At 42.8% G+C, this 24,050-nt stretch carries 27 protein-coding genes and 1 other annotated feature; of the genes, 9 read left to right on the forward strand and 18 right to left on the reverse strand.

The window, feature by feature from the left end; translation table 11 throughout:
- Nucleotides 1–11: 11 nt before the first annotated feature.
- From dinB to dnaX, 12 genes are all read right to left on the reverse strand, one after another.
- Nucleotides 12–1,136, reverse strand: a complete 1,125-nt coding sequence (gene dinB, locus IGI89_RS15000; protein ID WP_005236610.1) for a DNA polymerase IV — start codon at nucleotides 1,134–1,136, stop codon at nucleotides 12–14.
- Nucleotides 1,137–1,286: 150 nt separating this feature from the next.
- A complete protein-coding gene (locus IGI89_RS15005) occupies nucleotides 1,287–1,628 on the reverse strand; it encodes a P-II family nitrogen regulator (RefSeq protein ID WP_005229830.1) in 342 nt (113 codons plus the stop codon).
- 16 nt (nucleotides 1,629–1,644) lie between these two features.
- Entirely contained in the window at nucleotides 1,645–2,862 is a 1,218-nt protein-coding gene (locus tag IGI89_RS15010) for an ammonium transporter (RefSeq protein ID WP_005236611.1), read from the reverse strand.
- A 172-nt stretch (nucleotides 2,863–3,034) separates the two neighbouring features.
- Complete coding sequence (gene rsmI, locus IGI89_RS15015; protein WP_005236618.1) at nucleotides 3,035–3,895, reverse strand: 16S rRNA (cytidine(1402)-2'-O)-methyltransferase; 861 nt, start codon at nucleotides 3,893–3,895, stop codon at nucleotides 3,035–3,037.
- Nucleotides 3,896–3,969: 74 nt separating this feature from the next.
- Nucleotides 3,970–4,317, reverse strand: a complete 348-nt coding sequence (locus tag IGI89_RS15020) for a DNA replication initiation control protein YabA (RefSeq protein WP_077452675.1) — start codon at nucleotides 4,315–4,317, stop codon at nucleotides 3,970–3,972.
- 19 nt (nucleotides 4,318–4,336) lie between these two features.
- On the reverse strand, nucleotides 4,337–5,137 hold the full coding sequence (locus tag IGI89_RS15025) for a PSP1 domain-containing protein (protein ID WP_438735811.1): 801 nt from the start codon (nucleotides 5,135–5,137) through the stop codon (nucleotides 4,337–4,339).
- 29 nt (nucleotides 5,138–5,166) lie between these two features.
- Nucleotides 5,167–6,099 carry a DNA polymerase III subunit delta' gene (gene holB, locus IGI89_RS15030; RefSeq protein WP_438735812.1) on the reverse strand — a complete coding sequence of 311 codons (933 nt, stop codon included), beginning with the start codon at nucleotides 6,097–6,099 and terminating at the stop codon, nucleotides 5,167–5,169.
- A 14-nt stretch (nucleotides 6,100–6,113) separates the two neighbouring features.
- Nucleotides 6,114–6,443 carry a cyclic-di-AMP receptor gene (locus tag IGI89_RS15035; protein ID WP_005229817.1) on the reverse strand — a complete coding sequence of 110 codons (330 nt, stop codon included), beginning with the start codon at nucleotides 6,441–6,443 and terminating at the stop codon, nucleotides 6,114–6,116.
- A 32-nt stretch (nucleotides 6,444–6,475) separates the two neighbouring features.
- Nucleotides 6,476–7,123 (reverse strand): dTMP kinase, encoded by a 648-nt coding sequence (tmk, locus tag IGI89_RS15040; protein ID WP_005229815.1) that lies wholly within the window; start codon nucleotides 7,121–7,123, stop codon nucleotides 6,476–6,478.
- Nucleotides 7,124–7,143: 20 nt separating this feature from the next.
- Nucleotides 7,144–7,740 (reverse strand): recombination mediator RecR, encoded by a 597-nt coding sequence (recR, locus tag IGI89_RS15045; protein ID WP_005229813.1) that lies wholly within the window; start codon nucleotides 7,738–7,740, stop codon nucleotides 7,144–7,146.
- Between the two features lie 14 nt (nucleotides 7,741–7,754).
- Nucleotides 7,755–8,069: a YbaB/EbfC family nucleoid-associated protein gene (locus IGI89_RS15050; RefSeq protein WP_005236633.1), complete on the reverse strand. Its 315-nt coding sequence runs from the start codon at nucleotides 8,067–8,069 to the stop codon at nucleotides 7,755–7,757.
- Nucleotides 8,070–8,089: 20 nt separating this feature from the next.
- Nucleotides 8,090–9,811, reverse strand: coding sequence for a DNA polymerase III subunit gamma/tau (gene dnaX, locus IGI89_RS15055; protein WP_016621226.1), 1,722 nt, complete (start codon nucleotides 9,809–9,811; stop codon nucleotides 8,090–8,092).
- A gap of 283 nt (nucleotides 9,812–10,094) precedes the next feature.
- Between dnaX and IGI89_RS15060 the strand changes: the two genes are divergently transcribed.
- From IGI89_RS15060 to IGI89_RS15080, 5 genes are all read left to right on the forward strand, one after another.
- A complete protein-coding gene (locus IGI89_RS15060; protein ID WP_086299567.1) occupies nucleotides 10,095–11,321 on the forward strand; it encodes an SPFH domain-containing protein in 1,227 nt (408 codons plus the stop codon).
- A gap of 16 nt (nucleotides 11,322–11,337) precedes the next feature.
- Nucleotides 11,338–12,459 (forward strand): hypothetical protein, encoded by a 1,122-nt coding sequence (locus IGI89_RS15065; RefSeq protein ID WP_008381609.1) that lies wholly within the window; start codon nucleotides 11,338–11,340, stop codon nucleotides 12,457–12,459.
- Entirely contained in the window at nucleotides 12,456–13,277 is an 822-nt protein-coding gene (locus IGI89_RS15070) for a TPM domain-containing protein (RefSeq protein WP_005236637.1), read from the forward strand. Before IGI89_RS15065 ends, IGI89_RS15070 begins: the two co-directional genes overlap by 4 nt.
- 97 nt (nucleotides 13,278–13,374) lie before the next feature.
- On the forward strand, nucleotides 13,375–14,925 hold the full coding sequence (locus IGI89_RS15075) for an ATP-binding cassette domain-containing protein (RefSeq protein ID WP_016613270.1): 1,551 nt from the start codon (nucleotides 13,375–13,377) through the stop codon (nucleotides 14,923–14,925).
- Between the two features lie 9 nt (nucleotides 14,926–14,934).
- Complete coding sequence (locus IGI89_RS15080; protein WP_101698928.1) at nucleotides 14,935–15,372, forward strand: helix-turn-helix domain-containing protein; 438 nt, start codon at nucleotides 14,935–14,937, stop codon at nucleotides 15,370–15,372.
- A 95-nt stretch (nucleotides 15,373–15,467) separates the two neighbouring features.
- Here the strand turns inward: IGI89_RS15080 and IGI89_RS15085 are convergent, their stop codons facing one another.
- Nucleotides 15,468–16,436 carry a pyridoxal-phosphate dependent enzyme gene (locus tag IGI89_RS15085; protein ID WP_005236650.1) on the reverse strand — a complete coding sequence of 323 codons (969 nt, stop codon included), beginning with the start codon at nucleotides 16,434–16,436 and terminating at the stop codon, nucleotides 15,468–15,470.
- Between the two features lie 210 nt (nucleotides 16,437–16,646).
- On the opposite strand from IGI89_RS15085, the gene IGI89_RS15090 reads away from it, so the two are divergent.
- Complete coding sequence (locus IGI89_RS15090; protein WP_016613269.1) at nucleotides 16,647–17,666, forward strand: branched-chain amino acid aminotransferase; 1,020 nt, start codon at nucleotides 16,647–16,649, stop codon at nucleotides 17,664–17,666.
- A 149-nt stretch (nucleotides 17,667–17,815) separates the two neighbouring features.
- On the forward strand, nucleotides 17,816–17,989 hold the full coding sequence (locus tag IGI89_RS15095; protein WP_005236653.1) for a hypothetical protein: 174 nt from the start codon (nucleotides 17,816–17,818) through the stop codon (nucleotides 17,987–17,989).
- A 119-nt stretch (nucleotides 17,990–18,108) separates the two neighbouring features.
- Here IGI89_RS15095 and rplL read toward each other — a convergent pair whose 3' ends face one another.
- The 4 genes from rplL to rplK all read right to left on the reverse strand — a co-directional run bounded on the left by rplL (nucleotide 18,109) and on the right by rplK (nucleotide 20,509).
- Entirely contained in the window at nucleotides 18,109–18,480 is a 372-nt protein-coding gene (rplL, locus tag IGI89_RS15100) for a 50S ribosomal protein L7/L12 (protein WP_003127081.1), read from the reverse strand.
- Between the two features lie 60 nt (nucleotides 18,481–18,540).
- Nucleotides 18,541–19,041, reverse strand: coding sequence for a 50S ribosomal protein L10 (gene rplJ, locus IGI89_RS15105; protein WP_005236672.1), 501 nt, complete (start codon nucleotides 19,039–19,041; stop codon nucleotides 18,541–18,543).
- A 65-nt stretch (nucleotides 19,042–19,106) separates the two neighbouring features.
- Nucleotides 19,107–19,233: a sequence feature (ribosomal protein L10 leader region), on the reverse strand.
- 63 nt (nucleotides 19,234–19,296) lie between these two features.
- Nucleotides 19,297–19,986, reverse strand: coding sequence for a 50S ribosomal protein L1 (rplA, locus tag IGI89_RS15110; RefSeq protein WP_005229790.1), 690 nt, complete (start codon nucleotides 19,984–19,986; stop codon nucleotides 19,297–19,299).
- A gap of 100 nt (nucleotides 19,987–20,086) precedes the next feature.
- Nucleotides 20,087–20,509, reverse strand: a complete 423-nt coding sequence (gene rplK / locus IGI89_RS15115) for a 50S ribosomal protein L11 (RefSeq protein ID WP_005229787.1) — start codon at nucleotides 20,507–20,509, stop codon at nucleotides 20,087–20,089.
- Nucleotides 20,510–20,827: 318 nt separating this feature from the next.
- Here rplK and sdaAB point away from each other — a divergent pair, with 318 nt between their 5' ends.
- Nucleotides 20,828–21,493, forward strand: coding sequence for an L-serine ammonia-lyase, iron-sulfur-dependent subunit beta (sdaAB, locus tag IGI89_RS15120; protein WP_005229781.1), 666 nt, complete (start codon nucleotides 20,828–20,830; stop codon nucleotides 21,491–21,493).
- Nucleotides 21,494–21,506: 13 nt separating this feature from the next.
- Entirely contained in the window at nucleotides 21,507–22,379 is an 873-nt protein-coding gene (sdaAA, locus tag IGI89_RS15125; protein ID WP_008381622.1) for an L-serine ammonia-lyase, iron-sulfur-dependent, subunit alpha, read from the forward strand.
- Nucleotides 22,380–22,533: 154 nt separating this feature from the next.
- On the opposite strand, the gene IGI89_RS15130 is transcribed toward sdaAA, so the two are convergent.
- Nucleotides 22,534–24,024, reverse strand: coding sequence for a DUF1576 domain-containing protein (locus IGI89_RS15130; protein WP_008379789.1), 1,491 nt, complete (start codon nucleotides 24,022–24,024; stop codon nucleotides 22,534–22,536).
- Nucleotides 24,025–24,050: the final 26 nt, after the last annotated feature.

Raw genomic sequence — 24,050 nt, forward strand, 5'->3', positions numbered from 1 at the left:
CCTTTTTAGGTCTACTGATCGTCAGATGTTTGCCATAAAGGCAGTACGATATTTTCATAGGTCAGAGGATCGAGATTTGTGACGGTGATTCCCAAAAGACGAATGCCTTTTTCAAGACCTAAAATCTCTTCCCAAATGAGACTGGCTTCTGAAAATAACTGTTCTTTTTTATGAACGTAAATCGGCAAAGTCACTCGTTTAGTGATCGTAGAGTAATCACTGTAACGGACTTTCAACACGACTGTTTTGCCATGTTTCTGTGTGCGCTTTAGTGATCTCTCAACTTCTTCTGCGATGGCGCGTAATTGACTTAAGACTTGTTCTTCACTCGTTAATGGATTGCCGTATGTATGCTCCTTACCGACTGATTTTCGTTCTCTGGTCACACTGACTGGTGAATCATGGATTCCTCTAACTTTGCGATACAAAGAATACCCCATTTTGCCAAATTCGCGGATCAACGCCATCTCACTCCAAGCGTATAGATCTGCTCCTGTAAAAATGCCTAACTCATGCATCCTGGGGACAGTTTTCTTCCCGATCCCATGAAATTTATCGATGGGTAGTTGTTGTAAAAAGGCCACTGCCTCATCCGGCATCACCACTGTTAACCCTCGTGGTTTATGATAATCCGAGGACAATTTTGCCAAAAACTTGTTGTAACTGACGCCTGCCGAACAAGTCAAATGGGTCTCATGCCAGATGTCTCGCTGAATCAGACGAGCGATCTTAATTGCTGAAGGACAGTTGATTTTGTTCACTGTGACGTCCAGATACGCTTCATCAATTGAAACTGGTTCGATGATGTCGGTGTATCGGTGAAAAATTTCTCTGACTTGCTGGGACACTTCACGATACTTTTGATGATTCCCCGGTTTAAAAATCGCTTGCGGACAAAGCTCGTAGGCTTTTTGTGCGCTCATTGCCGAATGGATGCCATATTGTCGCGCCAGATAATTCGCTGTCGTGACCACTCCTCGGCCGCCGGTATCACTTGGGTGACGGGCAATGACAAGGGGATGCTTGGCCAGCTCAGGATCATCCCGTTCTTCCACCGAAGCAAAAAAAGCATCCATATCAATATGAATAATTTTGCGGCTCGTATCATTTTTTAAGGGAAATTGCAGTTCCGACATCGTTGCTCACCTCGCTTCTTATTATAAACGAACAGAAGTTCCCTATCAAGCAAGGAATCAAGACAAAGACGCAAAAAGGACCAATTTTCATTGGCCCTTCCCTATACGTTCGCTACTTTTGCTGCACGGTTCATGACCCAAGAAGTTCTGCTATAAGGCAGCTTCTCCTCGTTCATTGGTGCGAATCCGAATCGCTTCTTCCAAAGGGTAGACGAATATTTTGCCATCACCGACTTCATCTGTCCGACAGATCGATACAATCAGCTCAATCACGGCATCGACTTTTTCATCTGCCAAAACAAAGCGGACATTTACTTTCGGTAAAAGAGTCGTGATCACTTCTTGGCCACGAATAAACTCTTTTAACCCTTTTTGATTGCCACACCCGAGAACTTGACTGACCGTCATCCCACTGATCAGATCCGATTGATCCAAAGCGGCTTTTAGCTCCTCTAATTTTTCTTGGCGAATAATCGCTTCAACTTTTTTCATGACTGCTCCTCCACTCTTAAGAATCTAACCCCATAAAGGTAGGATAGGCCGTTTCATCATGTTCGATCCGATCCATCCCCACCGCTTCTTCTTGCTGAGATACGCGAATCGGCATCACCCATTTGATCAAGGTAATTATGACAAAGGATAGGATACCAGCGAACAAAATCGTAAATACGATACTTTCGGCTTGTGCGATAAAAAGATCAACACCGCCATAAAGCAATCCTGAATGTCCACCAACAGCGGGATCGGCAAAGATCCCGGTCATCAAACCACCGAAGATTCCGCCTACCCCGTGACAACCAAAGGCATCCAATGCATCATCTAACCCTAATCGATGTTTGATGACGGAAATAAAGAAGTAACAAAACGGACTGACTAAAGCGCCAATGATAAAGGAAGACCAAAGGGAGACAAACCCCGCCCCTGGTGTGATGGCAACTAAGCCCACCACTGCACCTGTACAAGCACCGACGATTGTCGGTTTTCCCACGACGATTTTTTCGATCAGCATCCAAGAAAGCATCGCACTGGCTGCTGCTGTATTCGTGGTCATTAGGGCGTGGATCGCTAGACCATCAGCTGCTAACGCAGAGCCAGCATTAAAGCCAAACCAGCCAAACCATAAAAGACCGGCACCTAGTACAACAAAGGGAATATTATGAGGACGATATTCGGTTTGATGAAATTCTCGTCGCTTACCGACAACGATCGCTAAGACTAGCCCACTGATTCCCGAACTGATGTGAACGACATTGCCTCCTGCAAAGTCGATCGAGCCGATCGCATCTAAGAAGCCACCGCCCCACACCATATGCGCCATTGGAAAATACACGAAAACCAGCCAGAAGCCAATAAATAGAAAAATAGCAGAGAACCGCATTCTTCCAACGACTGATCCAGTGATAATCGCCGTTGTGATCAAAGCAAACATCATTTGAAAGGCAGCAAACAACCCTTCTGGAATTCCCTCTCCTTCTGACATCGAAACATGATTGAAAAAGACTTTGTCTAAATTGCCAATAAATGATCCTGTCCCGCTAAAGGATAATGTATACCCTAGAGCGACCCAGAGGACGGACGCCAAGCCCATCGTACAAATCACCATCATCATGGTATTGAGGATGTTTTTGCGTCGTTCCAATCCTCCATAAAAAAATGCCAATGCTGGAGTCATTAGAAAAACCATACCGCTACAAATTAAAATAAATGCAATATTCCCTGTATCCATTTTACACGCCTCCCTTTCTATATGTTAGCTATCCTAACACCATATTTTCGAATAATCTAGATTTTTCTGAGAAAAACATGAATTTTTTGAAAATAGCTGACTTTATATGTTAGGTAATATCACATAAGTGAGCGTGTGGTACAAAAAAATACCGAGAGAAGTCTCGGTATGATTACTCTTCTATTTGGTGATACGCTTGATAGACAAGCTGTTTCTTTACTTGATTACGTTTAGCCACTTCTTTGATTGCTTCTTTTGAGGACATTTCGGCCTCTTCCATCAAGGCAGCTACTTGTTCTGCGTAACTTCCTTCATAAACAATTTCATGTATTTCAGAAGAGCCTTCCACCAACAGACAGCATTCTCCTTTGATTGGCTGCTGCTCTAAATAGTCGATCAATTCAGAAAAGGTCCCTCGCAAGTATTCTTCATGGATTTTTGTCAATTCTCGGCAAATGACTGCCTGACGTTCACCAAATACCTCTAGCATTGTTTCAATCGTCGCTGCGATTCGATAGGGTGACTCATAAAAAATCATCGTTGCTTTCTGGGTCGCTAATTCACTCAAGGCTTGTTTTTGTTCTTTTTTCTTACGAGGTAAAAAGCCATAAAAAAGATTTGGTTGCGGCGATAAGCCTGAAGCAATCAACGCTGTCAAACCTGCCGTAGGTCCCGGAAGCGCAATCACCGCGATTCCTTCAGCTAGACAGGCCTTGACTAATTCATGCCCCGGATCACTGATGGAGGGCATACCAGCATCGCTGCATTGGGCAATGGTTTTGCCCATCTGCAGCTGTTCTACCAAATGCGGAACTCGCTCTTTATAATTGTGTTCATGTAAGCTTTTTTGCGGTGTCGAGATCTCAAAATGATTCAACAATTTCTGGGTATTGCGAGTATCTTCACTTGCAATCAGGTCCGCTTCTTTTAAAATTTTGACACAACGGACCGTCATATCTTCCAAGTTCCCGATCGGTGTCGGAACAAGATACAGTTTTCCAGTGTCTTGTTTATAACTTTGTTGCTTTTGCATGTACTGCTCCTTTCGAAAAAAAGACCAGTGGAAACTGATCTTTTTTCTAACGAACCTATTAGACTGTCAGTCAGTTATTTGCCGCTTTCACGATAGATCACTTCTAGACAAAATGCACAAGGTTCATCATGTTCTCTGCGAGAACCGTATAAGTCATAACAAACATGAAATCCTTCTTCGTAAATCTTTTCTAAATTCATTCGTGATTTAGAAAGTTCTTGTTTGACCGATTCAGCGGGTGCATCTGCCACTTGGTTCAACTCACGAATGTGTTCACGTAAGCGTTGATTTTCCAATTCTAATGTCGTATTTTTTTCGACGATTTCTTGCAAAGACTGCTTCATTTCCGCTAGATTATTTAAGGAATTTTGCAACTCCGATTCTAACTGATTCAATCCGTCATATATTGATCGTTTGTCCATGCTCATTATGGTCACCTACTTATTTTGTCACTAGTTCTTCATAATCATATTCGATTGGTGTTTGCCGATCATGCAAACGGACTTTGATCACTCGGCTCAACAGATCCAGCCCAACCACACGTCCTTTGCCATCTGGCGTTTCAACTTCCTTGCCGCGATCCGGCAATTCTTTTTTCGTCCGCTCATATTCTTCACTTTCATACTTAAGACAGCACATCAAACGACCGCATAATCCTGAGATTTTCGCAGGATTCAAGGAAAGTCCTTGATCTTTAGCCATCTTGATGGATACAGGGATAAAATCCCCTAAAAACGTCGCACAGCATAGTTTGCGACCACAGGGCCCAACTCCGCCTAGTGCCTTCGCTTCATCCCTGACACCGATTTGGCGCAGTTCAATCCGGGTATGAAATTCACTTGCCAAGTCTTTGACTAATTCGCGAAAGTCAACACGGCTTTCTGCAGTAAACGAAAAAATCAGTTTTGTCCGCTCAAAGGTATAGGCTACTCGAATCAGTTTCATTGGCAACTGATGTGCGCGGATTTTTTCTTTTCCAATTTTTAACGCTTCATCTGCCGCCTTTTGATTGGCTGCTGCCTGTTCCAAATCTTTCTTCGTCGCCCGACGTAAGATAGGTTTGACTACCTGAGGCAAATCGCTCTCATTCATTTCTCTGCTTTTGGTGACGACTGTGGCAAGACATTTAGCATCTTGTGATTCCACGATGACTTGGTCATTTATAGTATAGGTCTGTTTTTTCGGTGTGTAAAAATAAATCTGGCCTACGTCATGATAACGCACTCCGACAACTTCGATCATCTCTGGTCTCCTTTTCCGGCTGCTGCGTTTTATCCATAGATGATTTTCACGGAAAATTGTTCTGCCACACCTTGGAAAGACACATTGGCTTGCAACTTTTTTTGTGCTTGCAATGCGGCTTCAATGGCACGATTGATCTCTTTTCCCCATAAACCTTGCCCCAACAATCGATCCCGCTCCTCTTGAAAGTAAAATAACAAGAGCAAAAAGATTTCTGATTGCTGATTTTTTTCTTTTGCTAGACCCAATAATTTTTTCTGAACAAAAATAAATGCTTGCGGGTCTTTCTTCAAAAGGTAATTCACCCAACGCTTAACAGCATCCTTAGTTTCATTAAACCATTCATCTTGCGAGATTTCAACTGCTTTATGATAACTATTGGTCAAGTGGCTTAGAAGTCGGCTTGTCTCTTTAGAAAGTCCCTCTTCTTGTAACTTTTCTTGCAGTTTTTCTTTTGACAAAGGAGAGAAATGAATGATCTGACAGCGAGACTGGATGGTTGGCAAAATACGACCAAGGCTCTCCGTTTCTAAGATCGCCAGAAAGTTTCCCACTGGTTCTTCTAAAAACTTTAGTAAACTGTTGGCAGCGCTGTTGTTCATTTTGTCAGCTTGAGACAAAATAAAGATTTTCAAACGGCTTTCAAAGCCGCTTTTTGAGAACTCCTCTTGCAGCTGTCGAATCTGGTCGACTTTGATCATCTGCCCATCAGGTTCAATTTGGATAACGTCAGGATGCTCTCCTTGGGCGATCCGTAGACAATTGCTGCATGCACCACATGGCGCTTCTTCTTGTACATTGGCACAAAAAAGGCGTTTTGCGAGCCATAGACTTAGTTCATGCTTGCCAGTCCCCTTGTCCCCTTCAAAAAGATAAGCATGAGCAATGCGCCCATGCTTGATACTTTTTTTTAGTTGGGTAAAAACAAGAGGCTGGTATTCTTGTAGAAATAACTCCTCCATGAAATGCTCCTTTTTTAATATTGATGGAATCCGTCAACTGGCAGCACGAATACGGTGGCGCCACCGACTTCGACTTCGACTGGATAAGGAACTTGACCATCTAAGGATATATCTAGTGACATCGGTGTCGAGACATATTGCTTTCTTGATTGACAGGTTTTTTTAATCAATTCTAACGCATCTTGCACACGGTCATCTTCAATACCAATGATAAACGTACTATTACCAGCCTTTAAAAAACCACCCGTTGATGACAATTTTGTAGCACGGATATTGGCATCAATAAACTCATTTGCCAAACGATTACTGTCTTTGTCTTGTACGATTGCCATAATTAATTTCATGGGACCATCTCCTTTGTGTTATCCAACCTACCCTAGATTGATTTGAAGTAAGCAGGATACGATTCAACGATTGCTGAATAGCTGGATTCAACAACTTCTTGTAACCCCATTCTAGCATCAATCTTATGAATGCGTACAGGATTTTCTTCCGCTAGCTTTAGATACGCATGACGAACCCGTTGATGAAACTCCAATCCTTCCGAATCTAGTCGGTCATATTGATGTGCACGATTTTCTTGGATGCGACGCAAGCCAGTATCAGAGTCAACATCTAGATACAAGGTAAAATCAGGGGTCGTTCCTTCCGTCGCAAACTCGTTGATCCGTGCGATCTCAGGAATCCCGATGCGACGTCCAGCTCCTTGATAGGCAAGCGAACTGTCAACAAAGCGGTCACAGATCACGATGTGTCCGGCGTTCAATGCCGGCAGGACAACCTCAATCAAGTGTTGGCGGCGTGCCGCTGCATAAAGTAAGGCTTCGGTCCGCTCATCCATTTCTTCATTTCGCGGATCTAAAATAATTTTACGAATTTTTTCAGCGATTTTAACTCCGCCAGGTTCTCTTGTTTTAACGATTTTTCTTGTTGCTTCAAGCTGTAACCGAGGATACAATTCTTCGATCACACTGGTTTTTCCAGCACCATCCGGTCCTTCGATGGTTATAAACAATCCATTCACCCTAATTGCCTCCAATATCTTTATAATTCTCGGCGACCTTCTACTGCTTTTAGCAAGGTCACTTCATCCGCGTATTCAATATCGCTGCCCACAGATAAGCCATGAGCCAAACGCGTGACTTTAATACCGGCAGGCTTGATCAAACGCGACATATACATCGCCGTCGCTTCGCCTTCCGTGGTCGCATTGGTCGCAATGATCACTTCTTTGACCTGATCATCATGCAGCCGCTGTATCAGGGATGCAATGTTGATATCTTCTGGACCTGTCCCTTCCATCGGGGATAACACGCCATGCAGCACATGATAAAGTCCATGATACTCGCGGACTTTTTCTAATGCCATGACATCTTTAGGCTCTTCAACTACTAAAATCGTTTCTTTGTCTCTTGTGGGATCACTGCAGATTTCACAAGGATCTTCTTCCGTTATATTTCCGCAAATACTGCAAAAGTGCAAATCTCGTTTAACACTAAGCAACGATTTAGCAAACTCATTGACGACTTCTTCTTTCATATCAATCGTATAAAATGCCAAACGTGTTGCGGTTTTTTGTCCAATTCCCGGCAGTTTCATGTAACTGTCGATCAATCGGGCGATCGGTTCAGGATATTGCACCGTCATTTCTCCTTTTATAGACCCGGAATGTTTCTTGTATATTTGCCCATTGTTTGTTCCGATTCTTTTTCAATTTTCTTTAATCCGTCATTGATGGCTAAAATGATCATATCTTGCAGCATTTCCACATCGTCAGCATCAACGATTGCTTCATTGATAGCAATGTCTTGTAACGTCTTATCGCCAGTAAAGGTCGCTTTGACATAGCCATTTGTCGATTCGCCGATAAATTCTTTGCTGTTTAGTGCTTCTTGTTCTTTCATCATTTCTTTTTGCATTTTTTGCATTTGTTTCATCATGCCTTGCATATTTCCCATGCCTCGCATCATTATTCATCACTCCATATTCATTAATTTTCTTCAATGCTGGTTAATTCACCAAATAACTCTTGCGCTTTTGTTACTAAGTCGTCATTTTCTGGTTCGACAGGAGCGGCTTCGGTCTCTTCTTGCTCTACTTCAATTTCTGACTCTTCCGTTGCTTGACCGCCAGCCAAAAACTCTTGTCGTAGCGTCGGCCAACTTTCTTTTGTAATAAAGACAGCCTGTGGGGCGTAGTCTTTGATCATACGGGACAATTGATTATGGATCATCAATTGAAACTCTTGGTCGTTACTTGCTCGCTGACATAAGATCTCATAGTCAAAAGCGATCACGACGCCCGATTCGCTGGCAGCTTTTGCTTCACTGGAGTGCAGCATAGCTCTTTGCGTCACGGAAAGAGACATCAAAAGATCGTCCCAAACATTACGAACATTTGCCAAGTCTTTCTTCGTTGCACTTTTCAGCACTTGGAACACGCGTTCCTTTGGTAAACGGAACGTAGTGGTCGCCTTGGTTTTCTTCACTGGCGCGGTGGTTTCAGCAACGGCACCTGTCGGTCGATTCTCTTGCAGTCGTTGCACCTCTGCCTGAAGTTTTTGCAGTGCTTGACGTAACTGCGCCACTTCTTGACTATTGTCAGCTGAATTGCTGGCAACAGCAGCACTTTCTGGATCATTGGCTAATTTGACCACAGCCACTTCCAAATAGATCGTAGGATTGTTCGTAAATCGTACTTCATTTTGCGTATCGTTTAAGACCGTGATCCAGTGATAGATTTTTGCTGGCGGGGTAATTTTTGCCAGTGTTTGAAACGCTTCAGTCAACTGCAGAGACTTTTCAGATAGCAGCTGCGGCGCTTGTTGATACATCAGCAAGTCTCGACAATAAACCAACAAGTTTTCCAATAAACGGCGGGCTTCTTTACCAGAGGCTAATAACTCCCGCAAGGTCGCTAACGCATCGGCAACTTCTTTTTCCCCACAAGCCTGCATCAGACGGTCCATCATTTCATAGGACAAGCTGCCCGTCACTTCTAAAGCATCTTGGGTCGTTACGGTTCCATCACTAAAAGCGATCGCCTGGTCGGTGATACTCAAGGCATCCCGCATACCGCCTTCTGCGGCTCGCGCAATGATCTGTAAAGCTTCTGCTTCGTAATTGATCTCGCTAGTAGTAAGGACCGTTTCCAAATGACCCACGATGTCTTGCGTATTGATCCGTTTGAAATCAAATCGTTGGGTTCGGGAAATAATCGTTGCTGGAATCTTATGGGGCTCTGTTGTTGCCAAAATAAAGACAACATTTTTCCGTGGTTCTTCCAATGTTTTTAGTAATGCATTAAATGCGCCTGTTGACAGCATGTGCACTTCATCAATGATATAAACTTTGTATTCTGCTTGGGTCGGTGCATAGTTCGCACGATCACGAATAAAGCGAATTTCTTCTACACCGTTGTTACTTGCCGCATCGATTTCGATCACGTCTTCTTGCGTTCCTGCTGTGATTGAGCGACACATGTCACACTCATTGCAAGGCTCGCCATTGACTTGGTTCGGACAATTGATGGCTTTGGCAAAAATTTTCGCTGCACTTGTTTTCCCGGTTCCTCGAGGGCCCGTAAACAAGTAAGCATGCGAGATTTGATTTTGATCGATTGCATTTTTTAAGGTTTGGGTAATTGCTTTTTGTCCGACAACATCATCAAAACGCTGAGAACGCCAAACACGATATAATGCTTGATAGGCCATAGTTTTCCACACTCATTTCAAAATTCGCTACCTTCTATTATACGTAATATCAGCTAAAAAAACCACCGTTTGCGTGGTGGAATCTCAAAAGAAATGGAAATTTAATTCGAAGAGCCATTCCGCGCGCTTTCACTCACTATATCCTTTTATTCCTCCCTATTTTCAAGAAAAAAGACCATTCCTCTTCTCCAACTTTAGACTGATAACGTAAATCTCACCTCCTATGGTATAATGAATCTACGTTCATCTATTGTGATGAAAACAATTTAAAGGAGGACTGAAAATGGGTATTATCAAAGCGGCAACAAGCGCAATTGGCGGCGGATTAGCAGATCAATGGCTAGAGGTGATCGAGCCTGACAATATGAGCGATTCGACAGTAATGACAAAAGGTGTCAAAGTGCGGCGTAATGACAAACGCGGTTCTAACAGAAAAGGCACGGAAGATGTCATCACTGATGGGTCAGTGATCCATGTCTATCCGAATATGATGATGTTATTGGTTGATGGCGGGCGAATCATCGATTATACCGCTGAAGAAGGCTACTATACCGTCAAAAATGAATTAGCGCCTTCGATGTTGAACGGTTCACTGAAAGATGCGATTTCTGAAACCTTCGACCGCTTTAAGTTTGGCGGCGTTACACCACAAAAACAACAAGTTTTTTATATCAATCTTCAAGAAATCAAAGGAATTCGCTTCGGTACTTCATCGCCTTTGAACTATTTTGACAACTTTTATAACGCAGAACTATTCTTACGGGCGCACGGAAACTATTCCTTACGAATTACCGATCCAATTTTGTTCTATACGAATGCGATCCCAAAAAACAAAAGTCAAGTCGATATCAACGACATCAATGAGCAGTACTTAGCTGAATTTTTGACCGCCCTACAAACCGCGATCAACAAAATGTCCGCTGATGGCGAACGAATTTCTTACGTTCCATCTAAGAGCATGGAATTAAGCAAATATATGGGAACGGTTCTTGATGACAGCTGGCGAGAACTCCGCGGCATGGAAATCGTTTCTGTTGCCGTCGCAAGCATCTCTTATACGGATGATTCCGTAAAACTGATCAACATGCGGAACCAAGGGGCAATGTTAGGCGACCCTTCGATTCGTGAAGGCTATGTTCAAGGTTCGGTTGCTCGTGGTATGGAATCTGCCGGTAGCAATGCCGCTGGGGCTACGACTGGGTTTGTTGGCATGGGCATGGGGATGAACGCTGGTGGCGGTTATTTGAACCAAGCGTCACAAAACAACCAACAGCAAATGCAGCAACAGGCTTCTGCACAAAACAACGCAGATCATTGGGACTGTCCACAATGCGGCACCTCTAATACTGGTAAATTCTGCAGCAATTGCGGGACGCCAAAACCAACGAGCGATGGACCAAGCCTGAAAATGAAATGCAGCGATTGTGGTGAAGTGATCGATTTAGCCAACGGCATTCCAAAATTCTGTCCGAATTGCGGCAAACCTTTCAAAGGTGTCCCAGTAGACTAATTGAGGAGGATTGCTGATGGATGTTATCACACATAAGTGCCCCAATTGTGGGGGCGCTTTAACCTTTGAACCTGGTGATCAAAAATTTCATTGTCCATTTTGTCTGAGTATTTTTACTGAAGACGAAGTCACTGCCTTCGAAGAAAAGCAAAAAGAAGCGCAGATGGCCGATACTCCTGTCTCAGATCCTTCTGCAGCGACCGAGACTGAACCGTCCCTTCAAGAAGAAGTTAGAGAGCAAGCCGATGCACAAGCGGGGCAGATGGACCTTTTCACCTGCCCCAGCTGCGGTGCTGAAATCGTGACGGATGCGACTACAGCCGCAACCTATTGCTACTTTTGCCATAACCCGGTCGTTTTGTCGGGACGGCTTTCAGGAGAATTTTTACCTAACAAAGTCCTCCCTTTTGCCATCGAAAAGGAAGAAGCAACTGCGAAATTCTTAGAATGGGCGCAAAAGAAAAAATTTGTGCCACGGGATTTCTTCGATCAAGCACAAGTAGAGAAATTGACTGGTGTGTACTTCCCTTATTGGGTCGTCGATGCTGAGATGAATGGCTCGCTTTCAGGTATGGGTACCTCTTTGCGTATTTGGCGCGTTGGTGATATTGAATATACTGAGCACAAACAATACGATGTCTTGCGACGAGGAAAAATCAAGGTGAATGAATTGCTCAAGCATGCGCTGTCAAAAAACGTTCAGCAAAAAATGGTGACTGGCGTTCAGCCGTTTCCCCTTGAAAAAGCTGTTAATTTTCGCAGTCAATATTTAGCCGGCTTCCAAGCAGAAAAAAGAGACATTGAATACATTGATCTTTCTGACGAAGTCAAAAACGAATTATCGGGTTATGCTGAAAATCTGCTAGCAGGTACCGTCAATGGCTATACTAGTTTTAAACGCAACAATCGTTCCATCAATCTAACAAAAGAAGAAAACAACTACGTTTTGCTTCCTGTATGGCTAGTGACCTATCGAGCCGATGATGAAAACAAGAGTGCCTTTTATTATGCGATGAATGGGCAAACCGGAAAAGTCAGCGGTGTTTTACCGATTAGTTACAAGCGCTTGGGAATCGTCAGTGGCGCAATTTTCGCGGCAACGACCATCCTCGCATTGATTGGAGCGTATTTCTTATGAAAAAACTATCTTATTTGTTGTTACTGCTGGTTGGTTTTTTCTTAACCGCCCTGCCCGCCTTCGCAGCCGAAGAGACAGTCGCAGACCACGCTGGACTCTTTACCGAACAAGAGATCCAGAAGTTGAACGAAGAAGCAGAAGCGCTGAATGCAAAGATCAAAGGCGAAGTTTTTATTCAAACAACAAACAGCAATACGGGAGATATCGAGTTGTACACTGATCGATATCTTTCAAGACGGATCGGCAACGACAACAACGGTTCGGCATTGGTGATCGATATGGCGCAACGGAAATTTCACGTTTCGACTTCCGGAAATATGATCGATTATCTTACCGATTCACGTCTAGATAAGCTACTTGATGCGGTATTTGACCAGATGGCAGAGGGAAATTATTATCAAGCTGCATTGGTCTATCTGCAAAAAGCAGAGGGTTTTGTGGAAGCAGGTGTTCCTGCCGATCATTATCGTATCGATCGTGATACCGGAAAAATTACTTATTACAAAGTGATAACGCCACTAGAAATTGCTATTTGCTTAGCGATCGCGGCAGTGATCAGTATCGCTTTTTTCATCATTGTTAAATCCCGTTACCAATTAAAAATGGGCGGCTACAAATTTAACTATCTAGAAAAATCAAGTATTGATCTGACCCAAAAAGAAGATCGCTTAGTCAATTCCTTTGTCACAACCAGACGCATCCCCCGTCCTTCGAATAATGGTGGAGGCGGTGGTGGCGGTTTTTCTGGCGGCGGCGGTGGCAGTACGACCCACTCTTCTGGTGGCGGAACATTCGGCGGCGGCGGACGCAGCTTTTGATTTTTCAAGAGTTCCTTTAATCAGGAACTCTTTTTTTGTTGACAATTTTCATAAAAACATCTACCATTTAGGAAAATATAGGAAATGAGTTGATTTTATGTTTGAAATTATTAGAAACAATAAACTTTTTATCAGTTTGAGTAGTTTGCTAGTTTTTTTGACTGTCCTGACAAACCTCGCTTTCCCTTTGCTTCTACAAGAAGATCACGCACTTCGCTTTGATCATCTCGTCGGCTTATTAGCGTTCATATTAAGTATTACTTATTGCGCGCAATTCTTATTGATTGTGATGAAAGAGCGCTATGCAGCTTCGATGAATGTTCGCCATCTCTTAGAATTGTTAAAAAAAATGAAAAGGAAGAGTTATGTAGAACTCTCTGAAAAGGAGCCCACTTATCTATTAAACCGCATTTTTGGCGTTGTTGATTCCTTATACTTGTTTATTTGCGGTAGTTTTAGCGAAGCCATTCGCTGCTTTTTCTTATTGCTAATCCCACTTTTTTTGTGTTTCCAATTGCATTATTTACTGGGTTTCATTTTACTATCGCTATTTCCCATCAATGTTTTTGGGTTTCGATGGATCAATCAACAGTTGAGTATTAAGATGAAAAATATGCAAGAAGCATTTGCTCTTAGCAATAAGGAAATGTTAACAACATTGTCCCATATTGATACAATGAAGCAATGGAGTGACGCTGTTCTTGAGCAGCTGTTTTCCTCTCAATTGACATCGATGTATCAAACATTAGCAAACACCAATACTTTTGCCCAAACGACTAGTTTAGTCCTTAATGCGATCAATCAGATCGCCCAGATCGGCGTCTATTTGTTTATGATTCAAGGAATATTACAAGATGAACTGCCAACCTCTGCGTTGATTTTGATTGGCGTGCTATTACCCATTTACTTTTCTGCATTAAGTGGTTTAACGAAAATCAATCTTGATACAGCTACTCTGAGGACCAATCAACGTTTTGTTAACGAAGAATTGGCTGCTCCCGATGACCGCTGGAACCAAACGTGTGAAGCTACTCTGAGTCTTACTTTCGACCACCCTGTCGTATCCATTGGCAACCACAGCTTTTCCTTTCCCATTGAAGAAACCTTGAAACCTGGTGAACATATTTACTTGGCTGGCGCTTCAGGAAAAGGAAAATCAACGTTTTTAAAGGCAATTGCTGGCCTTTATCCATCAGAAGGAATTTCGCTTTCAACGAAGAGTAAACGCATCAAGCCAAGAAACCCTGAAACAGATAAAACCCTCTACCTTGCTCAAGACCCTACGATTCTCTCTCGGACAATTGAAGAAAATCTTGTATGGGGAAGAAAAATGACGGGAGAAGAAAAAACAATTATCGAAACCTCTGGTATTTTAGCGCCCATTTTTCAACAGCGCTCATGGACTAGCAGGCTTGCGGAAAATGGTGCCGACTTGTCTGGAGGAGAAAAGCAAAGAATCGCTCTAGCTCGCATATTATTAAGTGATGCCGAAATCATTCTTTTAGACGAAGCTACCAGCAGCCTTGATGATGAAGCTGCCGAAAAGATTATGAAGTGTTTAAAAAAACATGCAGAAAAACGCATGATCATCTATACTAGTCATAAGAAAGAGGAGCAACGCTTTTGTGATCGTACAATCGCTTTGTAGGAGGAACCGATGAAAGATTATTATACCGTTGAAGAAGTCGCTGAAAAACTGGGCGTAACGACTCGAACCATCCGAAATTATCAAAAGACCAACCAACTTAAAGGGACAAAAATTGGCGGGCAGTGGCGCTTTTCTTACAAAGATGTGGCTTCGTTTATGGGCGAACCATTTGAAGATCCCCTGCTTTCTTTTGCTTCAATACGTTCAGAAAAACAGATACCCGAAAGCTTACTTGCCATTGATTTCTTTATTGAATCAGAGGAATTGCTACAACAGCAAAAAAAAATCGTTATTGATGAGTTCAATGCACTTTACTCAGGGGAAAGTCGGCGTTTTTACTTTGAAAAAATCAACCCAACGATGGCACGATTTACATTGGTCGGACCGTTGAAATATGTAACAACCTTTGGACAGTGGATCGAAACAATACTTTCTCTCCCAAAGTAATCATCTGAGCGCCTGCTTTGAATTTAAAAGAAGAGACCCAATTAGGAGAATGTCTAATCAGGTCTCTTCTTTCTTTTTTGGAAGGCTTGTTGCACTCAGATGATTTCCTTAAACACAGAGAAATCAATATTGCCGCCGGAGACCAATGCCACAGTTTTCTTTCCTCGAAGCAAATGATCGATCTGTCCGCTTAAAATCGCCGCCGTACTTAATGCACCAGCCCCTTCTGCGATGACTTTTTCCCTCAATGCTAAGTAATGGATCGCTTGTTCGATATCGGATTCTTCAACTAAGACCGTTTCATCGATACGGGTCTTTAAAACATCATAGGTCAGTTCCCCTGCCAAAGCAACATCACAGCCATCGGCGATCGTTCTACTGCGGCGATTGGCTACTAGCTTTTGCTGCCAAAGTGAGGCGATCATGCCATAAACGCCATAGGATTGAACGCCGATGATTTTGACTTCTGGACGAAGTTCTTTTAAGGCTAAAGCAATCCCAGCAATCAACCCACCACCGCCGATGGGAATAATGACATTATCAACATCTGGAAGATCCTCCAACAGTTCGATCGCAATCGTTCCTTGCCCCTCCATTACTGCACGATCATCAAAGGGAGAGACAAATACTTCGCCACTATCTTTCATGGCGTCTAGTGTCAGTTGTTTGGTTTCATCAAACGTCTCTCCTGCTAAAACGACTTGTGCGCCATAACTTCTTGTCGCCTCTATTTTTGTTTTGGCAGCCGTTAATGGCATAAAGATTCGGACATTGATCCCCAGTAACGATCCGGCGAGAGCAACACCTTGCGCATGATTTCCTGCAGAACAGGCAATGACACCGCGAAGTTTTTCTGCATCAGTCAATGACGCGAGTTTGTTATACGCCCCCCGCGCTTTAAAGGAGCCGGTACGCTGTAGATTTTCTAATTTCAAAAATATCGTGCCCTCTTTTTCTTTGCCTAAAATATTACTTGGTGCAAGTGGTGTATGGATCATGATTGGTTTCAATCGTCGATACGCAGCAGCGATCCCCAGACTGTCCGTCAACACTTCCTCAATCACAAACGTTCCCCCTTTTTTGTTTTTTTATACTCTCATTGAAGCACAGAACTTGTAGAAAAACAATCTGGGGAACTCGTACAAGCAAAGATCGGTTCCCCTTTCTTTACACGTCACTGTCACCAAATATTCTTACAGAAGAATTTTCAGAAAATAATGACATTTCTTTTCTGAAGTGCTATACTTAGAAAAATTAAAAAAGGGTGTGAACGAATGACAATCGATTGGTCAAATTTAGGGTTTTCTTATATCAAAACGCCATGGCGTTTTTTGGCAACATGGAAAGACGGTTCTTGGAATGAAGGCGAACTTACCGAGGATAATTATCTGCATATCCACGAGGGATCAACCGCTCTTCATTATGGACAGCAATGTTTTGAAGGACTAAAAGCCTACCGAAGAAAAGATGGCGGCATCAATTTGTTCCGTCCAGACGAAAATAGCAAACGGATGAACCGCAGTGCCTATCGCCTGCGTATGCCAGAGGTTCCTGAGGCCTTTTTCTTAGATGCGGTAAAACAAGTAGTAAAAGCAAATCAGGAATATGTTCCGCCTTATGGCAGCGGCGCCACCTTGTATATTCGTCCTCTATTGATTGGCGTCGGAGAAAATATCGGTGTAAGCCCAGCACCAGAGTATATTTTTACGGTTTTTTGTATGCCGGTCGGACCTTACTTTAAGGGCGGATTGACACCAACCAATTTCATTGTTTCTGATTATGATCGCGCGGCACCAAATGGTACTGGCGCAGCCAAAGTTGGTGGAAATTATGCGGCGAGTTTGTTACCTGGATACGAAGCCCATCAACGGAAATTTTCCGATTGCATCTACCTTGATCCAGAAACGCATACCAAAATCGAAGAAGTCGGTTCTGCCAACTTTTTCGGGATCACGGCTGCTAATGAATTTGTGACACCAAAATCTCCTTCTATTTTACCAAGTATCACAAAATATTCATTGCTGCATCTAGCGCAACATTCATTAGGATTGACCCCTGTGGAAGGTGATGTTTATCTCAATGAGCTGGATCGTTTTGTCGAAGTGGGTGCCTGCGGAACAGCTGCTGTTATTTCCCCGATCGGCGGGATCCAAAACGGCGAGGATTTCCATGTGTTCTATAGCGAAACGGAAGTTGGTCCACAAACAAAAGCATTGTATGACCAATTGACCGGCATTCAATTCGGCGATATTTCGGCACCAACCGGTTGGATCTTTGATGTTCCATTGGATTAAGCGAACCGGGCTACATCCTCTTCAACCGAACGATCACTACGGACCGTTCGGTTTTTCTCTTACTATCGATCAATTTATCATCACTGCATCAGAATTGATTGCCACAACTCTTTTGACTTGTTACAATCATAGCAAAGGGAGGCGTAATGATGGGCAAACGATTCGGCTATTCTTTGCTAGCAACAGCCTTGTATTTGGTGGTTTCCAATATTGGTAATCTCGTTTTTGGTATTAACCGCAGCTTTAGTTGGACCACAACGTTGTGGGAAGCATTTTTCTTTTTTATTTTCGTGTTCTTATTCCAACAATTTCGAAAAAAATAAGCAGCGATCCTCGCTCATAAAAAAACGAGGATCGCTGCTTATTACTTTTTAGGAATCTCAGCCTCTAACAAAAAAAGCGCCAAATCCCTTCATACAAAAGGATTTGACACTAAGAAAAATTATTTAACTGTTACTGAAGCGCCAACTTCTTCTAAAGCTGCTTTCAATGCTTCAGCTTCGTCTTTAGAGATGCCTTCTTTAACTGCTGAAGGAGCTCCGTCAACGACTGCTTTCGCTTCTTTCAAGCCTAAGCCAGTTGCTTCACGAACTGCTTTGATAACTTTAACTTTTTGATCGCCAGCTGCAGTCAATTCTACAGTGAATTCAGTTTGTTCTTCAGCAGCACCAGCATCGCCAGCTCCACCAGCTACAGCTACAGGAGCTGCAGCAGATACGCCAAATTCTTCTTCGATAGCTTTAATTAAATCGTTTAATTCTAAGATTGTCGCGCCTTTTAGCTCTTCGACAATGTTTTCAATGTTCAATGCCATTTTGTTTTCCTCCATTTAAGTAAGTAGTTTAGTTTTTAATACTGAAAAATTATGCGGCAATTATGCTGCATCTTCTTCTTTTTCTGCCACTGCTTTGACAGCGTAAGCCACGTTGCGGATAGGTGCTTGTAGCACAGATAGCAACATAGAAAGAAGTCCTTCGCGGTTTGGCAATTTCGCCAATGCAGTAATTTCTTCCAATGAAGAAACTTTGCCTTCGATGATACCGCCTTTGATTTCTAAAGCTTTTGCGTCTTTTGCGAAATCGTTAATGATTTTTGCAGGTGCAACAACGTCTTCGTTACTGAATGCTACGGCAGTAGGGCCAGTGAATACTTCACCTAAACCTTCTAGACCAGCTTTTTCAGCAGCACGAGAAAGAATTGAGTTTTTGATAACTTTCATCTCAACGTTTGCATCACGCAATTGTTTACGTAAGCGAGTTACTTCATCAACAGTTAGTCCACGGTAGTCAACAACGACTACAGATGCGGCTGCAGAGAATTTTGCACTCACTTCATCAACGATCGCGGATTTTTTAGCGATAGCTGCTTCACTCATTTATATTTCACCTCCTGATTTTGATGGAAGAGTTTCTTCGAAACAAACTGTTCCTTTGTCCTATAAAGGACAATAAAAAAACTCTATGCCACCGTAGACATAGAGGGACTATTGAAGATTCTCAATAAACGTCCTCGGTAGGAAATTAAGGCAAATGCCACCTACTGTCTTCGGTACAGTTAAACTTTTAACCTTGACTACTTTACCATAGATAAGGTAGTCAAGTCAATAAAAGTTTTGAATTTTTGTATTAAATTAGAAAGAAGCTTGTTCTACATGGATCCCAGGACCAAATGTTGTTGTAACTGAGATATTTTTCATGTATTGACCTTTTGCTGCTGAAGGTTTAGCTTTCAACAATGTTTCATGGATCGTTTTGAAGTTTTCAATCAATTTGTCATCTTCAAAAGAAACTTTTCCGATTGGTACGTGGATGTTTCCAGCTTTGTCAACACGGTAAGTAACTTTACCAGCTTTTACTTCGTTAACTGCTTTTGTTACGTCCATTGTTACTGTACCAGTTTTAGGGTTAGGCATCAAACCTTTAGGGCCTAATACACGACCTAATTTACCAACAGTAGCCATCATGTCAGGCGTTGCAACAACAACGTCAAAATCGAACCAGCCACCTTGGATTTTTTGAACCATATCGTCGTCACCAACGAAATCAGCACCAGCTGCTTCTGCTTCTTTGGCTTTATCGCCTTTAGCAAAAACTAAAACTGTTTGTGTTTTACCAGTACCGTTTGGTAATACAACCGCGCCACGGATTTGTTGATCCGCTTTTTTAGGGTCTACGTTTAATTTGTAAGCAACTTCAACCGTTGCGTCGAATTTTGCAATATTTGTTTCTTTTGCCAAAGCTACTGCTTCTTCAACTGAATAAGCTTTTGTAGCATCAACTTTTTTCAATGCTTCTTGCATTTTTTTGCTTTTTTTAGCCATTTTGTTTCCTCCTTGATGTGGTTATAACGGTAGAACCTCCCACGTGTCCCATATTTTTCAATATGAAGCCGACTGAGAAGCTACTTCCTTAGGGCTGTAATTATTCTACAGTGATCCCCATGCTTCGTGCAGTTCCTTCAACCATGCGCATTGCTGCTTCAACGTCAGCTGCGTTTAGGTCTTCCATTTTCAATTCAGCGATTTCTTTTACTTGATCGCGTGAAACTTTTGCAACTTTTGTTTTGTTTGGTTCGCCTGAACCTTTTTCAACGTTTGCTGCTTTTTTCAACAATACTGCTGCTGGTGGTGTTTTTGTAACGAAAGTAAATGAACGGTCTTCGTATACAGAGATCACTACTGGAATGATCAAACCTGCTTGATCAGCTGTACGAGCATTGAATTCTTTAGTGAATCCCATGATGTTGATACCCGCTTGACCTAGCGCAGGACCTACCGGCGGAGCTGGTGTTGCTTTACCTGCAGGAATTTGCAATTTAACGATTTTTTCTACTTTTTTTGCCACGAGACATACCTCCTTGAGTCCGTGATGTGGTTAATTGGAGATCCAAATTTCTCCTCCCACTTTGGTGATTCATGTGCACACACAAAAAACGTGTGACGAAAGCACACTGGAATATTATAGCATCTTTATGGAATAATTCAAGGTTTTTCAGCTGATTTTTTTGAAAAAATGCTCACCAGCGCTTTTCGTTAGTCCATCGCTAAAAAAAGAAATAAAAATCACTTGCTTTTGGTCTGCTTTTTTCATTCTCTCATTTTTTTATGCTACACTACTACTGGAATTCTTCCCTATTCGTTTACTACTATCGAGGTGAAAAAAATGGAACAATTAAAATACCGCAGTGTATTTGACATAATCGGACCCATCATGGTGGGTCCCAGCAGTTCTCATACCGCCGGTGCTGCCCGGATCGGAAAAATCGTTCGCAGTATTTTTGGCGAACAGCCAGACAGTGTAGATATCCTGTTGTATGAATCGTTTGCTAAAACCTATCGCGGTCATGGAACCGATATTGCGTTAGTTGGCGGTCTCTTAGGCATGGAGCCAGATGATGCTCGCCTAGCGGACTCTTTAAAAATCGCTTATGAGAAAGGGATCGAAGTCTTATTCGTCCCTAAAAAAGAAAAAGCGGAACATCCGAATATGGTCAAGATGATTTTGACAAAAGGTAGCCACAAACTATCTGTCACTGGCATCTCGATCGGTGGTGGCAACATTCAAATCTCAGAGCTTAACGGCTTCAAAATTTCTCTGACACTGGGTACCCCTACTTATGTGATCGTCCATCAAGATGTTCCGGGAATGATTGCGAAAGTAACCAATTTACTATCAGAGGCTCAAATCAATATCGGTACGATGACCGTTACGAGAGAAGCTGTCGGTGATAAAGCAATCATGATCATCGAAGTCGATCAGCGCAATGATCAGCTGGCGCAACAAATCAAAGTTTTGCCGCACGTTTACAGCGCTGCGTATTTTGATTAAAGGAGATAAGCACATGTTCTATACAATAGAAGAGTTAGTAATAGAAAGTAAAAATTATCCTTCCGTTGCAGAGATGATGATTGCGATCGAAGCAGAAAATACTGGTCGTAGTCGCGAACAAATCCTTGCAATCATGGAAAAGAATTTAGTTGTTATGGAACAATCAGTCGCTGAAGGTGTCGCTGGTGTAAAATCGGTGACGGGATTGACCGGCGGCGATGCGACTCGCATGAACGACTACCTTGCTGCCGGTGATTTTTTAAGCGGAGAAACCATTCTACAAGCGGTCCAAAATGCCATTGCAGTCAACGAAGTCAATGCGAAAATGGGCTTGATCTGTGCAACACCGACTGCCGGTAGTGCGGGTGTTGTTTCTGGTGTATTGATGGCCGTACGTGAGCGTTTGGCACTGACTCGAGCGCAACAAGTCGACTTTTTGTTTACAGCCGGCGCCTTTGGCCTGGTGATTGCCAACAATGCCTCGATTTCCGGTGCCGAAGGCGGTTGTCAAGCAGAGATCGGTTCTGCTAGCGCAATGGCAGCGGCGGCTTTGGTTTGTGCAAAAGGTGGCACCCCCCACCAAGCGGCTCAAGCGGTGGCGATCACCCTCAAGAATATGATGGGCTTGATTTGTGACCCTGTCGCGGGCTTAGTCGAGGTCCCCTGCGTGAAGCGCAATGCCTTGGGATCTTCCCAGGCCTTTATCTCTGCCGACATGGCATTAGCAGGAATCGAAAGTGTCATCCCACCTGATGAAGTGGTCTTAGCGATGTATCAAGTCGGACGACAAATGCCTAGCATTTTCAAAGAAACGGCTGAAGGTGGTCTAGCCATGACGCCGACTGCCCAACGCCTACAGGCAGAAATCTTAGAAGCCAATCGTTGATGTTTTTTTAGAAATGAACACGAATAAAAACCAACCAAGAACAACCAATCGTTGCTTGTTCTTGGTTGGTTTTCATTTTCCCATTATTTCCAACGACGAAAAGGCAAGCACTCCCTACTTGTTAAACAAGTAACAAATGACATTGGCGGTTTTTCTACTCCCACTCGCCTACCCTATAGTGTTTCTTTTGGGCAACGGGTTTTAATACCTTCACAGGCTCGGAAAATTTAGGTTTTCCTTCTGTTTGATCCAATGGGACCAATGGCTGCTCGCTTTCTTGTGCTTTCAAGTCCATTTGTGGTTTTTCATCCTTGGTAGCTTGCGCCTGATCGGCTGATTTTTGCCAAAGCTGTTTGCTGAGATCCAATAAGGGAATGATCATCATGGCGACTAGCCCGCCAGAAAAACCATTGTTATACAGATTCAAACCTCCATGTAAGAAATCAATATTCAGTACCATTGAGGCGTGCACAAAACCGACCACCAAGCCGCCTTTCCAGCCATAGGCATTTGTTACTGCACAGAGCATCATCGCAAAAATCGCTGACGTGACTGTAACCGTCTCGTTGATGGTGTATACGCTCAATAGATTGGCAATCGTCACCCCTGCCAATAAAGGCAGCGAGTTAAAGACATGAGAGCCACAAGCAGAAAAGCCGATGACGCAAAAGATCGCACCGATAACTGGTCCATTTAAAACCGCACCAATACTGACGACATATGCCACAAGCAAAAACGTCATCAATCCCATGTTGATCATCGTATTATAAACGCCGGTATCACGTAAGATATCTCGTTCGATTTTGCCACTATGAGACCAAATCGCTCGCATATTCAATCGTTTTTTCTTGATTGCCATCAGTGACCCATAGCCTACGAACACACTTCCTAAAACCAGCATCATGAGAATCAAACGCGGCTGCTGTTCTTGCGACACCAATGTTCTTAGCTCAATCGTTAGGCCAAACATCCGACAGATAGCGGCGACTAATGTACACAACATTCCTGAAGTGAATCCAGCACTGTATAAACTGACGCTTTGAAAAAGTCCTTGAAAATATAAGGCCATGGGAACCATCAAAAAACCGGTAAAAATTCCAATACCGTACCCCATCACCAAGCTAAAATAAGGCGGTAGTGAGTCATTGAATGCAAAATAGCTGACGATTGGAGAAACCGACGATCCATACAAGGCAATCAACAGAAATTTTTTCAATGGTTCATTCATAAAATACGAATACAGACGGACGCCTAAAAATATCGGGATAAAATTTAGTAGATTTTTCCCAAAAAAACCATACCCAGTCACCATAAAGATAGCAGACACCGCGCCTCCTGTGATCGGCACCCGATAATGATAGCAAATCGAGATCGCTACAAACGTCATCAAACTGCTGTTTAATAAAGCCGACCCTACAGAAGTCATAGCAATATAATCTGTCACAAGATGACTTTCCGAAAATAAAATCAACTTGAGCTCTTCGACTGCCACCCTTGGATCGAAAAACAACATGGCAAAGAAAAACAGCAGCAAATTAAAAAGAAACAACAAGCTATACCCATTATGTACAGAGATCATCCCTTTAGTATGGGGATGAAAATCATTGTGAAACTTTACTCTAAAAAAAGCAAATAATTTTGACATAAGACCCCTTCCTCTTATAAAGCGCT

Source organism: Enterococcus sp. AZ141, from assembly GCF_051714385.1.
GTDB classification, from domain to species: Bacteria; Bacillota; Bacilli; order Lactobacillales; family Enterococcaceae; genus Enterococcus_D; species Enterococcus_D entomosocium.

What these genes read in the sequence shown, in the direction of transcription:
- IGI89_RS15060 (WP_086299567.1), top strand. Translation starts at nt 10,095, where the DNA reads ATGGGTATTATCAAAGCGGCAACAAGCGCAATTGGCGGCGGATTAGCA.
- holB (WP_438735812.1), bottom strand. Translation starts at nt 6,099, where the DNA reads ATGGAGGAGTTATTTCTACAAGAATACCAGCCTCTTGTTTTTACCCAA.
- IGI89_RS15035 (WP_005229817.1), bottom strand. Translation starts at nt 6,443, where the DNA reads ATGAAATTAATTATGGCAATCGTACAAGACAAAGACAGTAATCGTTTG.
- IGI89_RS15010 (WP_005236611.1), bottom strand. Translation starts at nt 2,862, where the DNA reads ATGGATACAGGGAATATTGCATTTATTTTAATTTGTAGCGGTATGGTT.
- sdaAA (WP_008381622.1), top strand. Translation starts at nt 21,507, where the DNA reads ATGTTCTATACAATAGAAGAGTTAGTAATAGAAAGTAAAAATTATCCT.
- IGI89_RS15070 (WP_005236637.1), top strand. Translation starts at nt 12,456, where the DNA reads ATGAAAAAACTATCTTATTTGTTGTTACTGCTGGTTGGTTTTTTCTTA.
- rplA (WP_005229790.1), bottom strand. Translation starts at nt 19,986, where the DNA reads ATGGCTAAAAAAAGCAAAAAAATGCAAGAAGCATTGAAAAAAGTTGAT.
- IGI89_RS15090 (WP_016613269.1), top strand. Translation starts at nt 16,647, where the DNA reads ATGACAATCGATTGGTCAAATTTAGGGTTTTCTTATATCAAAACGCCA.
- IGI89_RS15005 (WP_005229830.1), bottom strand. Translation starts at nt 1,628, where the DNA reads ATGAAAAAAGTTGAAGCGATTATTCGCCAAGAAAAATTAGAGGAGCTA.
- rplJ (WP_005236672.1), bottom strand. Translation starts at nt 19,041, where the DNA reads ATGAGTGAAGCAGCTATCGCTAAAAAATCCGCGATCGTTGATGAAGTG.
- IGI89_RS15130 (WP_008379789.1), bottom strand. Translation starts at nt 24,024, where the DNA reads ATGTCAAAATTATTTGCTTTTTTTAGAGTAAAGTTTCACAATGATTTT.
- dnaX (WP_016621226.1), bottom strand. Translation starts at nt 9,811, where the DNA reads ATGGCCTATCAAGCATTATATCGTGTTTGGCGTTCTCAGCGTTTTGAT.
- rsmI (WP_005236618.1), bottom strand. Translation starts at nt 3,895, where the DNA reads ATGCAAAAGCAACAAAGTTATAAACAAGACACTGGAAAACTGTATCTT.
- IGI89_RS15065 (WP_008381609.1), top strand. Translation starts at nt 11,338, where the DNA reads ATGGATGTTATCACACATAAGTGCCCCAATTGTGGGGGCGCTTTAACC.
- IGI89_RS15095 (WP_005236653.1), top strand. Translation starts at nt 17,816, where the DNA reads ATGGGCAAACGATTCGGCTATTCTTTGCTAGCAACAGCCTTGTATTTG.
- IGI89_RS15050 (WP_005236633.1), bottom strand. Translation starts at nt 8,069, where the DNA reads ATGATGCGAGGCATGGGAAATATGCAAGGCATGATGAAACAAATGCAA.
- IGI89_RS15075 (WP_016613270.1), top strand. Translation starts at nt 13,375, where the DNA reads ATGTTTGAAATTATTAGAAACAATAAACTTTTTATCAGTTTGAGTAGT.
- rplL (WP_003127081.1), bottom strand. Translation starts at nt 18,480, where the DNA reads ATGGCATTGAACATTGAAAACATTGTCGAAGAGCTAAAAGGCGCGACA.
- IGI89_RS15080 (WP_101698928.1), top strand. Translation starts at nt 14,935, where the DNA reads ATGAAAGATTATTATACCGTTGAAGAAGTCGCTGAAAAACTGGGCGTA.
- IGI89_RS15020 (WP_077452675.1), bottom strand. Translation starts at nt 4,317, where the DNA reads ATGGACAAACGATCAATATATGACGGATTGAATCAGTTAGAATCGGAG.
- dinB (WP_005236610.1), bottom strand. Translation starts at nt 1,136, where the DNA reads ATGTCGGAACTGCAATTTCCCTTAAAAAATGATACGAGCCGCAAAATT.
- sdaAB (WP_005229781.1), top strand. Translation starts at nt 20,828, where the DNA reads ATGGAACAATTAAAATACCGCAGTGTATTTGACATAATCGGACCCATC.
- IGI89_RS15025 (WP_438735811.1), bottom strand. Translation starts at nt 5,137, where the DNA reads ATGATCGAAGTTGTCGGAGTGCGTTATCATGACGTAGGCCAGATTTAT.